The sequence below is a fragment of the Streptomyces sp. NBC_00876 genome, from assembly GCF_045207435.1.
Lineage (GTDB): Bacteria > Actinomycetota > Actinomycetes > Streptomycetales > Streptomycetaceae > Streptomyces.
Genome location: NZ_CP108800.1, coordinates 5,336,622 through 5,349,754, shown reverse-complemented (window position 1 = coordinate 5,349,754; position 13,133 = coordinate 5,336,622). Strand labels below are relative to the sequence as shown.

Genomic DNA, 13,133 nt, shown 5'->3' with positions numbered 1-13,133 from the left:
AATCGAGTAATCGTCTGGGTGCACAGCGTAGTTGAGGTGTGATGCTGGATACCAACAGGACCTCCGGGGGATCCCCTGCGCGGGTCAATGCCTCACACTCGTGTCCTGTGAGTTCCCATGCGCTTTCGACCCGCGTCGTCCTCCTGGCGGGCCCCTCCGGCTCCGGCAAGTCCTCCCTTGCCGCCCGCACCGGCCTTCCGGTGCTGCGGCTCGACGACTTCTACAAGGAGGCGGGCGACCCCACGCTGCCGCTCGTCACCGGCAGTACGGACATCGACTGGGACTCCGTACGGTCCTGGGACGCCGACGCCGCCGTCGCCGCGATCTCCGAACTGTGCCGCACCGGGCGCACCGACGTTCCGGTGTACGACATCTCCACCAGTTCCCGCAGCGGGCACGAGGCCCTCCACATCGAGCGCACCCCGCTGTTCGTGGCCGAGGGGATCTTCGCCGCGGACATAGTCGAGCGGTGCCAGTCGCTGGGGCTCCTGGCGGACGCCCTGTGCCTGCGCGGGCGCCCGACGACGACGTTCCGCCGCCGGCTGCTGCGGGATCTGCGCGAGGGCCGCAAGTCGGTGCCGTTCCTGCTGCGGCGGGGCTGGCGGCTGATGCGGGCGGAGCGCCGGATCGTGGCGCGCCAGGCCGAACTGGGCGCGTACCCCTGCGGCAAGGACGAGGCGCTGGGACGGCTGGCCGCCGCCGCGGCGGGCCGGTGCCGCACGCCCGCGCCTGCGAGGTCGAGCCTCTCCCGCGACTGAGGAGCGGGGCACGGGGGCGGCAGTACCCCTGGGCCGGTGTGCACAAGAGGCCCTGGCGGCTCCTGTACGGCGCTCAGGCGCCCCGGAACGCACTGTGGGGCCGGACAGGACCCCCCGGCCCGTCCGGCCCCACAGCTATCCCCGTAAACCGCCGCCTCCCCCGAGGCGACGGCCCGTTTCCCCCGTACACCGCCGCTTCCCCCGAAGCGACAGCCGTTTCCCCCGTACACCGCCGCCTCCCCCGAGGCGACGGCCCGTTTCCCCCGTACACCGCCGCCTCCCCCGAAGCGACAGCCGTTTCCCCCGTTGCCTCAGGCCACCAGCTCGCCGAAGGACTCCTCCTCGTCACGGCCGAAGCTGAGGACATCGTCCTCGCGCAGCCGGCGGAGCGACCGCCAGATGCTGGACTTCACCGTGCCGACACTGATGTCGAGGATGGACGCGATCTCCGGGTCCGTGCGGCCCTCGTAGTAGCGCAGGACCAGCATCGTGCGCTGCGTCTCGGGCAGTCGCGCCAGCGCCTGCCAGAGCACGGCGCGCAGCTCCGTACCGCGCATCGCGTCCGTGTCGCCCGCCGTCTCCGGCAGCTCCTCGGTCGGGTATTCGTTCAGCTTGCGCCTGCGCCAGGCGCTGATGTGCAGATTGGTCATGGTCCGGCGCAGATAGCCGCCGACCGCCGCCTTGTCGCTGATCCGGTCCCATGCCCGGTACGTGGAGAAGAGGGCGCTCTGCAGCAGATCCTCGGCCTCGAACCGGTCACCGGTCAGGTGATAGGCGGTGGCGTACAGGGAGGCGCGGCGCTCCCGGACGTAGGCCGTGAACGCCGCTTCGGCGTCCTCGTCCTGCGCCGGGGCCTTCCGCTCCCCCGTGACCTCCCCGTACGTGCTTCCCCCGTTGACCCCACCCGTTGCCACGGGAGGAGCGTCGACCACCGTCATGTACGACGGGTGCTGACGCCCGGCGCCTCGAACGCACCCCCGTCCGTTCAGTGCGGCGCCGGACTTCTCGGTGGTCCTGCCGACGTCATGGAGACGCGTGACAACTGCGCTTGCGGTGATGCTGTGAGTTGCGTTCATCTCGCGCCCCCCGTCGGTGGAGTCCGTCCGTTCCTTGTGTCAACGAGCTTGCCGGGGCAGTTTCATGGCGCTGTCCGCCGACTGTCACAGACCTGTCACAGGGCCCGGCGACGACACGATCCGGGGGTCCCGGATGCATAAGAGGGGACCAACTGTCGAACTAGGGCTCCCCCATGGGTCAGAATGACCAACGTGCCTTTCCTGTTGCTGATCGAGGACGACGACGCCATCCGCACGGCCCTCGAACTCTCGCTGTCACGCCAGGGCCACCGTGTGGCCACCGCGGCGACGGGAGAGGACGGCCTCAACCTGCTGCGCGAGCAGCGGCCCGACCTGGTCGTGCTGGATGTGATGCTGCCCGGGATCGACGGTTTCGAGGTGTGCCGGCGCATCCGGCGCACCGACCAGCTGCCGATCATTCTGCTGACCGCACGGAGCGACGACATCGACGTCGTCGTCGGACTGGAGTCCGGCGCCGACGACTATGTGGTGAAACCCGTGCAGGGGCGGGTGCTCGACGCCCGCATCCGCGCGGTGCTGCGCCGCGGCGAGCGCGAGTCCACGGACTCCGCGACCTTCGGCAACGTGGTGATCGACCGCTCCGCCATGACCGTCACCAAGGACGGGGAGGACCTGCAGCTCACGCCGACCGAGCTGCGGCTCCTGCTCGAGCTGAGCCGCCGGCCGGGCCAGGCCCTGTCGCGGCAGCAGCTGCTGCGCCTGGTCTGGGAGCACGACTATCTCGGTGACTCCCGGCTGGTGGACGCCTGTGTCCAGCGGCTGCGCGCCAAGGTGGAGGACGTACCGTCCTCGCCGACCCTGATCCGTACCGTGCGGGGTGTGGGATACCGGCTGGACTCGCCGCAGTGAGTACGGCTGTGCGGCGGAGCCTGCTCTCCGGGCTCCGCTGGACCAGCCTGCGGCTGCGGCTCGTCGTGGTGTTCGCGCTGGTCGCGCTGACCGCCGCGGTGTCCGCGTCCGGGATCGCGTACTGGCTGAACCGCGAGGCCGTGCTGACCCGTACGCAGGACTCCGCGCTCGGGGACTTCCGCCAGGAGATGCAGACCCGGGCGGCGTCGCTGCCGCTGCGCCCGACCCGGGAGGACCTGCAGACCGCCGCCGTGCAGATGGCGAGCAGCAGCCCCGGCTACAGCGTCCTGCTGATCGACGAACGCGACCCGGGCAAGCCCATCGTCGGCAATTCCGACCTGGACACCTTCACCCGCAGCAACGTACCGCTGTCGCTGCAGAAGCAGGTCGACAAGAAGCAGCCGGTCAAGGCGGGCAACAAGTACCAGTACCACCTGTTCTGGCAGCGCACCTCGATCCGCGGCACCCCGTACCTCGTCGCCGGCACGAAGATCATCGGCGGTGGCCCGACCGGGTACATGCTCAAGTCACTGGACCAGGAACGGCAGGATCTGAGCTCCCTGGCCTGGTCGCTGGGGATCGCGACGGCGCTCGCCCTGGTCGGCTCCGCCCTCCTCGCCCAGGCCGCGGCGACGACGGTGCTGCGCCCCGTGCAGCGGCTCGGTGACGCCGCCCGCAAGCTCGGCGAGGGCGAACTCGACACCCGGCTCGTGGTGTCCGGCACCGATGAACTGGCCGATCTCTCCCGTACGTTCAACAAGACGGCGAGCTCCCTGGAGAAGAAGGTCGCGGACATGAGCGCGCGGGAGGAGTCCAGCCGCCGCTTCGTCGCCGACATGTCGCACGAACTGCGCACCCCGCTCACCGCGATCACCGCGGTCGCCGAGGTGCTGGAGGACGAGGCCGACAGCCTCGATCCGATGATCGCGCCCGCCGTGCATCTGGTGGTCAGCGAGACCCGGCGCCTCAACGACCTGGTGGAGAACCTGATGGAGGTCACCCGCTTCGACGCGGGCACGGCCCGTCTCGTCCTGGACACCGTCGACGTCGCCGACCAGGTGACCGCCTGCATCGACGCCCGCGCCTGGCTGGACGCGGTGGACCTGGACGCCGAGCGCGGCATGATGGTCCGCCTCGATCCGCGTCGGCTCGACGTGATCCTGGCCAATCTGATCGGCAACGCGCTGAAGCACGGCGGTTCGCCGGTACGGGTCGCGGTACGCACCGAGGGCGACGAACTCGTCATCGAGGTGCGCGACCACGGACCGGGCATCCCCGAGGACGTGCTGCCGCACGTGTTCGACCGCTTCTACAAGGCCAGCGCCTCCCGGCCGCGCTCCGAGGGCAGCGGACTCGGGCTCTCGATCGCCATGGAGAACGCGCACATCCACGGCGGTGACATCACCGCCGCGAACTCGCCGGACGGCGACGGCGCGGTGTTCGTCCTGCGGCTGCCGCGTGACGCCGAGGCGCTGAACAGCACCACCGAGGGTCGCGACGCACAGATCCCGGACCAGGAGGACGACGCGACGTGATGCGCAGCGAACGCCGGGGCCGCCGCCCCGCCGCGGCCGTGGCCGGTGCCGCACTCTGTGCCGTACTGGCCACGGGCTGCGGGATCCGGACCACATCGGTACCGGTCGACGCCGGCCCCGCCCCGTCCCGGGTGCCGTGCGCGATGCCCGCCGAGGACATCACGACGCAGGCGACGAAGGGCATCCCCGTACAGGTCTATCTGGTCTGCGCCTCCCAACTGGTCACCGTGGACCGTGCGGTGCGGGTCCAGGAGGCGACGACCGACCGGATCCTGATCGCCGGCGCACTCCTGGACGAACTGCGGCAGGAGCCCCCGAGCGCCGAGCAGCAGGCGGGCTTCTCCACGGACGTCCCCGCGACGCTTCGGGTCTCCGGCCCCCGCCCAGGCGACCCGAAGGGCGGGCTGCGGCTCAGCGAACAGCCGGAGGACCTGCCGTCCGAGGCACTGGCCCAGATCGTCTGTACGTTCGCGGAGAGCGATTCACTCGTCGTCCGGGGCACGGTGACGCTCGGCGGCCCCGGGGACTACGCACCGCGCGGCTACCTGTGCACCGCGGAGACGAAGGCCAGCCCGAAGGCAGTACCGACGCACGGCGCGATCGGGCAGCACTGAGACCGCCACCGCCACGCCCCCTGCTCCGCACGCCCCTCCCGTCTCCCCCCTTCCCTCCCGCACCATGAAGCAGGTATCCGCGGCATGCGCGGAACCGATCCTGCCGCTGCCCGCGTCTTGGGGGACGTGCGTCAAGGTTCGGGCGGCCAAGCCGTCATCCGCTTCCGCGCGGTCGGAGTGTTCCTCCTCCTCGCGCATCTTCTGCTCGTCGGGTGGCTGACTCTGCGCCCGCTGGACGTGCCGTGGATGACCGCCGCCAACCTCTCCCCGTTCGCCGGCATCAAGGCCGATCTGTCCCTCGGCCCGGCCGTCGCCGCCCGCCGGATCGGCGAGGGACTTCTGCTGCTGGCACCCCTGGGGGTGCTGCTCCCGATGGCCGGCGGCCGGCTGTTCGTCTCGCCGTGGTCCTCGCTGGCCCGGACGGTGGCGGCCGGGTCGCTGATCTCGCTGGCCATCGAACTGGGCCAGACCGGGGTGCCGGGCCAGGTCGTCGACGTCGACTCGATGATCCTGAACACCATCGGCGTCGCCCTCGCCCACGTGGTGGTCGTACCCGCGTGCAGGGCGCGCCTGCGGCGCAGCAAGCAGCAGCGGGTCCGCCGGCTGCCCCGGGCCGGGCACGAGACCTCTCAGGGGTCGACCCCTCAGGGATCGACCCCGACGATTTCCGGGGTCGGCATCGCCCCGTAGAGCGACGCTTTGCCCCCGTTCGGCGAGCCACCATGGATGCATCGGGAGCACAACGGACTGCTCCCCCGGGGAGCGCACGGCTGCTCCCTCCGCAACGGTTCGCGAAGGAGCCCACCATGGCCGCACTTGCCCGCCCCCGAGACGGACGCATGATCGGCGGAGTGTGCGCAGCGCTGGCACGGCGCTTCGGCACCTCCGCGGGAACCATGCGGGTCATCTTCCTGGTCTCGTGCCTGCTGCCGGGCCCGCAGTTCCTGCTCTACCTGGCGCTGTGGCTGCTGCTTCCGCAGGAGAAGGCGTCGTCCGCCGCCACCGCCTGGTAGTTCCCCGCACACATGCCTGTGGGCGGGCACCCGGTCCGGGTGCCCGCCCACAGGCATGTGGTGGAGCCGGAACTCAGCGGCCGAGCGGCAGACCGTTGGCCGAGAGGCCACTGGTCGTCAGACCGCCGGCGGGCATCCCGCCGAGGAGGCCCTTGACGGGCGTGGTGGCCTGGTCGAGGACCTTCGCCTGGCTGGTGCCGAGGAGATCGGTGGCGGTGTCCTGGACCGGCAGGGTCGACGTGGCGTTCGCCAGGGCGCCGGCGACGGGCAGGGCGCCGGTCGCGGTGTCCAGCGGCAGCGCGGAGGCCGATGCGGTACCGGCGGCGGCAGCGGCGAAAGCGGCACCGAGAGCGGCGACGCCGAGAGTCCTGGCAGCAGACTGCTTCATGTGAATTTCATCCTTGGGGAAGGGGATGTGAGCGGCTCTGCAACGTAGTCAGCCCGCGGCCCGTCCCGCAAACATCCGGAAACACGGAAAACGGCCGGGATTTGCCCTCCCGGCCGTTTCCCTCCGGGTCGCCGGTCAGCCGGAAACCGAGGTAGACACGCTGGTCGCAGCGGTCTGCTCGAAGAGCCATTCGGACTTCAGCTCCGCGTATCCGGGCTTGATGACGTCATTGATCATCGCCAGACGTTCATCGAAAGGAATGAATGCTGATTTCATCGCATTGACTGTGAACCACTGCATGTCATCGAGCGTGTATCCGAATGTCTCGGTCAGCTTCTCGAATTCCTGGCTCATGCTCGTCCCGCTCATCAGCCGGTTGTCCGTGTTCACGGTGGCCCGGAAGTGGAGCTTGCGCAGCAGCCCGATGGGGTGCTCGGCGTACGAGGAGGCGGCCCCGGTCTGCAGATTGGAGGTCGGGCAGAGCTCCAGCGGGATGCGCTTGTCGCGTACGTAGGAGGCGAGGCGCCCGAGCTTCACACTGCCGTCCTCGGCGACCTCGATGTCGTCGATGATGCGGACGCCGTGGCCGAGCCGGTCGGCGCCGCACCACTGGATGGCCTGCCAGATCGACGGCAGGCCGAAGGCCTCACCGGCGTGGATGGTGAAGTGGTTGTTCTCGCGCTTGAGGTACTCGAACGCGTCCAGGTGCCGGGTGGGCGGGAAGCCCGCCTCGGCGCCCGCGATGTCGAAGCCGACGACGCCCTGGCCGCGGTAGCGGTTGGCGAGTTCGGCGATCTCCAGCGAACGGGCGGCGTGCCGCATCGCGGTGAGCAGGGCGCCCACCCGGATCCGGTTCCCGTCCCGCCGGGCGCGCAGCTCGCCCTCACGGAAGCCCTCGTTGACCGCCTCGACGACCTCTTCGAGGCTCAGCCCGGCTTCCAGGTGCTGCTCGGGCGCGTACCGGATCTCGGCGTACACGACGCCGTCGGCGGCCAGGTCCTCGGCACACTCGGCGGCCACCCTGACGAGCGCGTCGCGGGTCTGCATGACGGCGCAGGTGTGGGCGAACGTCTCCAGATACCGCTCCAGCGAACCGGAGTCCGCGGCCTCGCGGAACCAGATGCCGAGCTTGTCGGGGTCGGTCTCCGGAAGTCCGTCGTATCCGTTCGCGGCGGCGAGGTCGACGATCGTCCCGGGGCGCAGGCCGCCGTCGAGGTGGTCGTGGAGAAGGACCTTGGGGGCACGCCGGATCTGGTCCTGGCCGGGCACATTGAGGGTCGGGCTCATCATCCACGCACTGTAGCGCCTACGCGCGTAGAGCGCCGCTGGGCACGGCTCTCCGATACGTAACAGAGACCGCGAATACGGGTGGCGTACACCTGCCCTTCTGACACTGTTACGTCATGGCACAGCGCGCACTACCCCTGCCTGCTGCGAGGCTGGGACGGGCCGTCAGGACGGCCGGAGCATCAACCGCGGTCAGCGGCGTGGTCCTGCTGCTCCCGGACGGCGAGCCCTACTCGTACCGCCGCCCCTCCCCCCTCTCGTACGCCCTCCAGCTCCCGCTGGCCCGCTCCCTGGCCCGCGCCGGCCAGGACGACGGCCTCGCCGCGCATGTCGTCCACTACCGCTGCCGCGGCTGGAACACGACGGACGCGCAGCTCGCGGCGGACGCGGAATGGGCCGTGGACGAGGTCGTACGCCGCTACGGCGACGTCCCCGTCTGTCTGGCCGGCCACGGCATGGGCGGCCGCGCGGCCCTCCGCGCCGGCGGCCACCCTGCGGTCGGCGCGGTCCTGGCGATGGCCCCCTGGCTCCCCGGCGACCCATCGGCCGAACCGGAACCGGTGAAGCACCTGGTCGGCCGTCAGGTCCTGCTGGTCCACGGCACCAACGACGCCCGCTGCGACCCCGAACTCTCCTTCCGCCTCGCCGAACGCGCCAAGAAGTCCAACCGCAACACCTGCCGCTTCGAGGTCCACTCGGACGGCCACTCCCTGCGCCAGCACCACGCCGAAGTCACCGCCCTGGCAGCGGACTTCATCCGCGGCTCCCTCTTCGACCGGGCCTACGCCCGCCCGGTCACCGACGCCCTGGCGGCCCCGCCACCCCTGGGACTGCGGATGCCGCTGGCGGCGGGGTTCGGGAAGTCGTTGCGGGGGTGAGGGGGTTCGGGGGTGAGGCGGTTCGGGCGGCGGACGTGGCGCCCAGCCAGCGTCGTGCCGGGGTGGAGGGACCTGGCGCCTCGCCCACGCGGGCTGTGTACACCCCGACGCGGCCGGTTGGGCCGAAGCAGGGGCTGACCGGGCGGTGGGACGGTACGCGCCGATCAGCCCGCGGTGACGGGAACATCCCCGCGGGTGCGGGGAGCAGACCCCCTCGCCCCCGAACCGGGCGTGTGGGTCGGGACCATCCCCGCGGGTGCGGGGAGCAGCGCCAGATGGAATCCGCGGACCGGCGCAGCATGGGACCATCCCCGCGGGTGCGGGGAGCAGCAGGACGGTGCCGTTTGCCCGCTGCCCGATCAGGGACCATCCCCGCGGGTGCGGGGAGCAGAGATCGCCATCAGCAGGACCCGCACCTTCCCGGGGGACCATCCCCGCGGGTGCGGGGAGCAGGCTTCGCGACCTGCGGTTATACGGTGAGACTCGGCCGTTCCACGCCACTTTCACCGAATCCGTCATTCCACGAAAAGCTCCCAATAGCAGCATTCAACCCCTGCCGAACCGACGCCTCTTCGACGCCTTGCTCCAGCCAGGCTTCGCGCCGCCGGAGGATGTCTCATTCCGCCCCGCGCCCTCACCCGGGCGGCGGATCAGAGTCAGTCCCTCGTGGTCGATCGGGTGCCATTTGTGGTCGTGCGTGCGGAAGGTGCAGCCCTGTTCGTTGTTGGTCGTGTGGGCGAGCAGCGCGCGGCCCTGGTCCGCGTACTGCTGGACTTCGTCCCACAGGACGTCACGAATCCTCGCCGACGGGTTTCCGATGAACACGCCTGCGGAGATCTCGAGCAGCCAGCGTGTGAGGAACCCACGCAGGCCGGCAGGGCAGTTGGTGAGCACGATTACCGTCACCAGAGCATCTCCTCGCTCTCGCCCGTCCCCGCGACCGTGTCACCGTAATTCCGGCCTGCCGCGACCGCGCGTCCGCCGTCACTCTGGAGCGTGACAACGTCCCGGTCCCCGGAGGTGGCCTCGCCCATGTCGCCCTGAAGCAGCAGCTGCTTGATGTCGTCCACGCAACGATTCAGGAGCGAGGTCTCGTTGATGCGATCACGCAGTGCCCTCCGGGTACGGGAGGCCACGTCCTCGTCGCTCTCCGCCGCTACGTCGAAGGCCAGAGGGATACCGATCTCCGTCTTGTACAGGTCGGCGATGTCGAGGACGAAGGACAGCTCGTGGCCGGAGTGGACGAAGCCCAGGGCGGGACTGCACCCGAGGGATGACACCACGGCATGGGCAACGCCGTACATGCATTGGGCGGCTGCGGTGATGGCCTGATTGACCGCGTCGCCGGCGGCGAAGTCCCCTGGGATGTACTTGCGGCCTCGCCATCGGATGCCGGTGCGGGCCGCCTCGGCCCGGTAGCAGTCCTTGACGCGGCGGCCCTCGCAACCGAGGAGGCCTTTTCGGGTGAGGCCCTCGGGGTCCACGTCAGGAAAGCGCAGCCGGTACATCGCGCGGGCGACGGACAGGCGGGTGCGGACGTTCGCCCACTGGACCGCTTGGGCCTCCGCAAGCGCCGACGAGCGCGTCAAAGCACGGCCGCCCGCGTAGTAGCGCACACCCTGCTCCCCGACCCAGGCGACCGCGGCTCCGGTTTCTCCGAGGACGCTCATCGCCTGGTGCGTGATCCTGGTTCCGGGTCCCAGGAGCAGGGTGCCGATCGTTGCCGAGGGTATGTGCGTCGTACCTTCCGCGTCCTCGGCCGTGATCGCATTGGCGTCCCGGTGCACCGTGCAGCGCTCCAGGTAGATGAAGGACAGCCGTTCGCCGGTGCGGGTGAGCTGCCGCGGGGTGAGAGCGTTGCGCCGGGAGACCGATGCCACCGGTTCATGCCCTTCCGGCAAGCGGCGCCAGCGTCAGCAGGCCGCAGCCGTACGCCTTCGCCTTGCCGATCCCCTGCGTGAGGGTGCGACGCATCGCGCCGGGGTCAGTGACTTCCAGACGGCCGTCGAAAGTAACCGTCACCAGGCTGACGCGGCTTCCCCGCCCACCCTCACCGCGGGACTTGTCGAAAGCCAGCGCCCGCCGGTCACCGACGGTCAGTTCGTAACGGTCTCCGTGGTGCTCGTGGTCGTTGTACGTGGTCCCGCTCGGCAGCAGGCGCTCACCGCGCGACTTCTCGACCACTCGGAATCCACCGCGCTGCTGGCGGTCGATGAGCCATGCCGTCTGATGCACAGGGGTCAGGTGCGCGGTGCGCTTGCGCGGTTCGTCCGCCTTGCGCCGGATGTGATGGACGGGATTCGCCGTCAGCCGGAACGCCCACTGCTGGCCCTCGGCCAAGCGGTCGAGGAGTGGACCGTAGGGACGGGTCTGCCAGCCGGGCGTCTGCGGGTCCGCAGCAGCGGCGGGCCAGCCCGCCTGCTCCACCAGGTGGGTCAGATCGGGCTTGTCCGGGCTCACCACGTAGAGCAGCACCTCCGCCCGCGCGTTCTGGTCGAGACGCCACAGCACTCGCGGCCCATCGGGCGAGGCGGTGGCTGTGTCCGTGGGCAGGAGCGCCGGGAACGATGCCATGACGGCCGCGTGAAGCACCTGGGGCGACGAGAGCAGGCGGCGGGCGCCCGGGCGTGCTGTGTTCATACGGAATCGGGTCAGGAACATCAGGCGCTCGCCTCCAGGGCATCCATCGGATCGTGCCGGGGCAGCTCGGCCCGTCGGCGCGCGGTGTCCGGGTGGGGAATGTCCACCGTCCTGCTGACCACGGTGCGCAGAGCGTGCCGGCGGTGCTCAGCCGCGAAACTGAGGGGCTGGTCGTTCTGGAAGTCCGCGTCGTGCTCGTCCTCGTCGGCCTCGCGCAGGACGGTCAGCGACACCACGGCCTCGCGCCTGTGCCGGCGGCGGTACCAGGGCGCGGCCTGCCACGGCTCGTCCGCGAGGGCTTGGTGGAGGGAATCCCCGTCGTGGAGCGCGAGCTCCACCGGCTGCGCCGGCGGGCAGGAGCGCCGGCCGAGGAACGGCGGGTAGACAGGAGCCCGTAGTGCGGCGTGCAGACCGGCCAGGACGCCGGTCTCACCTGCGAGGGCGGCGACGAAGACCGCGTCGGCCAGGTAGAAGCGTTCGGAGAGCGGCATGGAAGCGCCGGTGACACCGTGGTGGGCGGTCTGGAAGTCCCTGATGCGGGTGCCGGGTTGGTCGATGCGGACGCCGAAGCGCAAGGCCCCGAGGACTGCCAGTGCCTCGTCGTCGCTCCGTTCGATGCCCGCAGCCGCCGCGAGCAGACCGATCACGCCACTCTTGGTCGGCGCGGAATCGGTCGTACGGCGGGTGAAGCGGGCAGAGGACCCCCAGGACTGCAGGGGGCCCGCCAGCCGAAGGGTCAGCACGCTCATGCGGGCTTCTCCAGGCGCTCGGCGACTGCCTGGCCCACCGAGGTGACGAGTTCGGTGATACTGACCGACTCCGTCCCGATGCCCGCAAGCTTCTGGGTGTTCGGGCCGACGCGGAGCACCCACGTGAGGGTGGAGCCCTCGTCTCCGTATGCCCGCTCGATGTCGGGAATGTACTCCGCCAGGCGCGCGGACGCCTCGGACACATGGCCGCCGAGATTGCCGCGGACCGGCTCTTCGAATGCGGCGACAAAGCTGATGGGACGAGTGGTCCGGAGCTTGACGACGACGGCGTCGGGGAGCGTGTGGTGGCCGAACGTGTTGATCTTTCCGGTGGGCAGGGACTCGACGAAGCCCTGAACGAACGCTTCGACAGCGCGGCGCACCGGCGTGGTGCTCGACTCGTCCTCGCGCAGCCCTTCCCCGAGGTTGGCCGCCAGCTGATGGACGCCGAGGGCTGCATAGCGGTAGAGCGTCGCAGAGTTGAAGTCGACGGTGCCGATCATTCCGGCCCCCGGCTCGGAGTCCTTGTTGTGGTCGTCGACGGCCGTGAAGTAGTCGGACTCGATGTCGACGCGGTGGACGCTGATGGCGTGGGCCACCTGGACAGCCGCGTCGACGTTGAAATCGGCATCGTCCGCGACCATACGGCCGAACAGAGCGATGTCCACCGAGTGACGCGTATCGGCGATCTGCTTGGCCTTGGACTTGTTGTCCTTGTCCTTCAGGAACGCCTTGATGTCGGGCGCTCCCGCGACAGCCAGACGGGCCAGTCCGTCGAGCTGGCGTGTACTGAGGAACACCAGATACTTGGCCTGCGCCACCGGCTCCTTCTTCTCCTCCTCGCTCGCGCTCCCGTCGGCCGCTGCCTTCGTCGCCTTCTTGGGCTTGGGTACCTCGATCTTGAGCCCTGTGGCGACGATGACTTCGGCCGCCAGATCCAGCGCGTCAGCCTCCGTCACGGAGGAGTCGTATGTGCGGATGCGCTCGGCCACCACCTCGACGACCTTCTTGGTACGCACACCCAGTTCGCTCGGATCGAGGAGGTTCTCAGTCCTGAAATAGTCCCGGGTGGCCTTCTTCCACGACTGACTTGAGACACGGGCCCTCGGCACTCCCCCGTACACCGATGACTTCGGTGAGCCGGTGTCGTCCCGGTTCAGGTTGCTCGGCGGAACGGTCTGCAGGGCGTGCACATCGAGATAGAAGCGGTTCACGAGGCGTCCTTGTCCTTCTGGCTGGTGTCGGCGGCGCCGGTGTCAGCAGCGCATGCGTCGGGATCGCCGGTGTCAGTGGCGCCAACGTCAGTTCGGTGGTTGTGTCTGTGC

General features: G+C 70.0%; 15 protein-coding genes and 1 CRISPR repeat array. Of the genes, 7 read left to right on the top strand and 8 right to left on the bottom strand.

From position 1 onward, the window contains the following. The first annotated feature begins 41 nt into the window (after positions 1 to 41). Positions 42 to 758, top strand: a complete 717-nt coding sequence (locus OG782_RS23625; protein WP_406454043.1) for a uridine kinase — start codon at positions 42 to 44, stop codon at positions 756 to 758. Positions 759 to 1,069: 311 nt separating this feature from the next. Here the strand turns inward: OG782_RS23625 and OG782_RS23620 are convergent, their stop codons facing one another. Beyond that, entirely contained in the window at positions 1,070 to 1,834 is a 765-nt protein-coding gene (locus tag OG782_RS23620; RefSeq protein ID WP_406454041.1) for a SigE family RNA polymerase sigma factor, read from the bottom strand. A 192-nt stretch (positions 1,835 to 2,026) separates the two neighbouring features. Between OG782_RS23620 and afsQ1 the strand changes: the two genes are divergently transcribed. The 5 genes from afsQ1 to OG782_RS23595 all read left to right on the top strand — a co-directional run bounded on the left by afsQ1 (position 2,027) and on the right by OG782_RS23595 (position 5,866). Next, the gene (gene afsQ1, locus OG782_RS23615; RefSeq protein ID WP_026249390.1) at positions 2,027 to 2,704 is read left to right on the top strand and encodes a two-component system response regulator AfsQ1; all 678 of its coding nucleotides are present in this window, start codon (positions 2,027 to 2,029) and stop codon (positions 2,702 to 2,704) included. After that, positions 2,701 to 4,239, top strand: coding sequence for an ATP-binding protein (locus OG782_RS23610; protein ID WP_406454039.1), 1,539 nt, complete (start codon positions 2,701 to 2,703; stop codon positions 4,237 to 4,239). Before afsQ1 ends, OG782_RS23610 begins: the two co-directional genes overlap by 4 nt. Next, positions 4,239 to 4,853 (top strand): hypothetical protein, encoded by a 615-nt coding sequence (locus tag OG782_RS23605; protein WP_406454038.1) that lies wholly within the window; start codon positions 4,239 to 4,241, stop codon positions 4,851 to 4,853. Before OG782_RS23610 ends, OG782_RS23605 begins: the two co-directional genes overlap by 1 nt. An 84-nt stretch (positions 4,854 to 4,937) precedes the next feature. After that, positions 4,938 to 5,543 (top strand): VanZ family protein, encoded by a 606-nt coding sequence (locus OG782_RS23600; protein WP_406454036.1) that lies wholly within the window; start codon positions 4,938 to 4,940, stop codon positions 5,541 to 5,543. 116 nt (positions 5,544 to 5,659) lie between these two features. Next, positions 5,660 to 5,866 (top strand): PspC domain-containing protein, encoded by a 207-nt coding sequence (locus OG782_RS23595; RefSeq protein ID WP_406454034.1) that lies wholly within the window; start codon positions 5,660 to 5,662, stop codon positions 5,864 to 5,866. Positions 5,867 to 5,939: 73 nt separating this feature from the next. On the opposite strand, the gene OG782_RS23590 is transcribed toward OG782_RS23595, so the two are convergent. After that, positions 5,940 to 6,254, bottom strand: coding sequence for a hypothetical protein (locus OG782_RS23590; protein WP_406454032.1), 315 nt, complete (start codon positions 6,252 to 6,254; stop codon positions 5,940 to 5,942). A 135-nt stretch (positions 6,255 to 6,389) separates the two neighbouring features. Beyond that, complete coding sequence (locus OG782_RS23585) at positions 6,390 to 7,544, bottom strand: adenosine deaminase (protein ID WP_406454030.1); 1,155 nt, start codon at positions 7,542 to 7,544, stop codon at positions 6,390 to 6,392. Between the two features lie 113 nt (positions 7,545 to 7,657). On the opposite strand from OG782_RS23585, the gene OG782_RS23580 reads away from it, so the two are divergent. Next, positions 7,658 to 8,419 carry an alpha/beta hydrolase gene (locus OG782_RS23580; protein WP_406454028.1) on the top strand — a complete coding sequence of 254 codons (762 nt, stop codon included), beginning with the start codon at positions 7,658 to 7,660 and terminating at the stop codon, positions 8,417 to 8,419. Between the two features lie 179 nt (positions 8,420 to 8,598). After that, positions 8,599 to 8,872: a CRISPR direct-repeat array (repeat unit 29 nt; unit sequence GGGACCATCCCCGCGGGTGCGGGGAGCAG). A gap of 93 nt (positions 8,873 to 8,965) precedes the next feature. Here the strand turns inward: OG782_RS23580 and cas2e are convergent. The 5 genes from cas2e to cas7e are packed head-to-tail and all read right to left on the bottom strand — an operon-like array spanning position 8,966 to position 13,022. Then, on the bottom strand, positions 8,966 to 9,325 hold the full coding sequence (gene cas2e, locus OG782_RS23575) for a type I-E CRISPR-associated endoribonuclease Cas2e (RefSeq protein ID WP_406454026.1): 360 nt from the start codon (positions 9,323 to 9,325) through the stop codon (positions 8,966 to 8,968). Next, positions 9,322 to 10,299: a type I-E CRISPR-associated endonuclease Cas1e gene (gene cas1e / locus OG782_RS23570; RefSeq protein WP_406454024.1), complete on the bottom strand. Its 978-nt coding sequence runs from the start codon at positions 10,297 to 10,299 to the stop codon at positions 9,322 to 9,324. Before cas1e ends, cas2e begins: the two co-directional genes overlap by 4 nt. Positions 10,300 to 10,303: 4 nt before the next feature. Then, positions 10,304 to 11,080, bottom strand: coding sequence for a type I-E CRISPR-associated protein Cas6/Cse3/CasE (gene cas6e / locus OG782_RS23565; protein WP_406454022.1), 777 nt, complete (start codon positions 11,078 to 11,080; stop codon positions 10,304 to 10,306). Then, entirely contained in the window at positions 11,080 to 11,808 is a 729-nt protein-coding gene (cas5e, locus tag OG782_RS23560) for a type I-E CRISPR-associated protein Cas5/CasD (RefSeq protein ID WP_406454020.1), read from the bottom strand. Before cas5e ends, cas6e begins: the two co-directional genes overlap by 1 nt. Next, the gene (cas7e, locus tag OG782_RS23555) at positions 11,805 to 13,022 is read right to left on the bottom strand and encodes a type I-E CRISPR-associated protein Cas7/Cse4/CasC (protein WP_406454018.1); all 1,218 of its coding nucleotides are present in this window, start codon (positions 13,020 to 13,022) and stop codon (positions 11,805 to 11,807) included. The genes cas5e and cas7e overlap by 4 nt, the downstream gene beginning before the upstream one ends. Between the last annotated feature and the right edge of the window lie 111 nt (positions 13,023 to 13,133).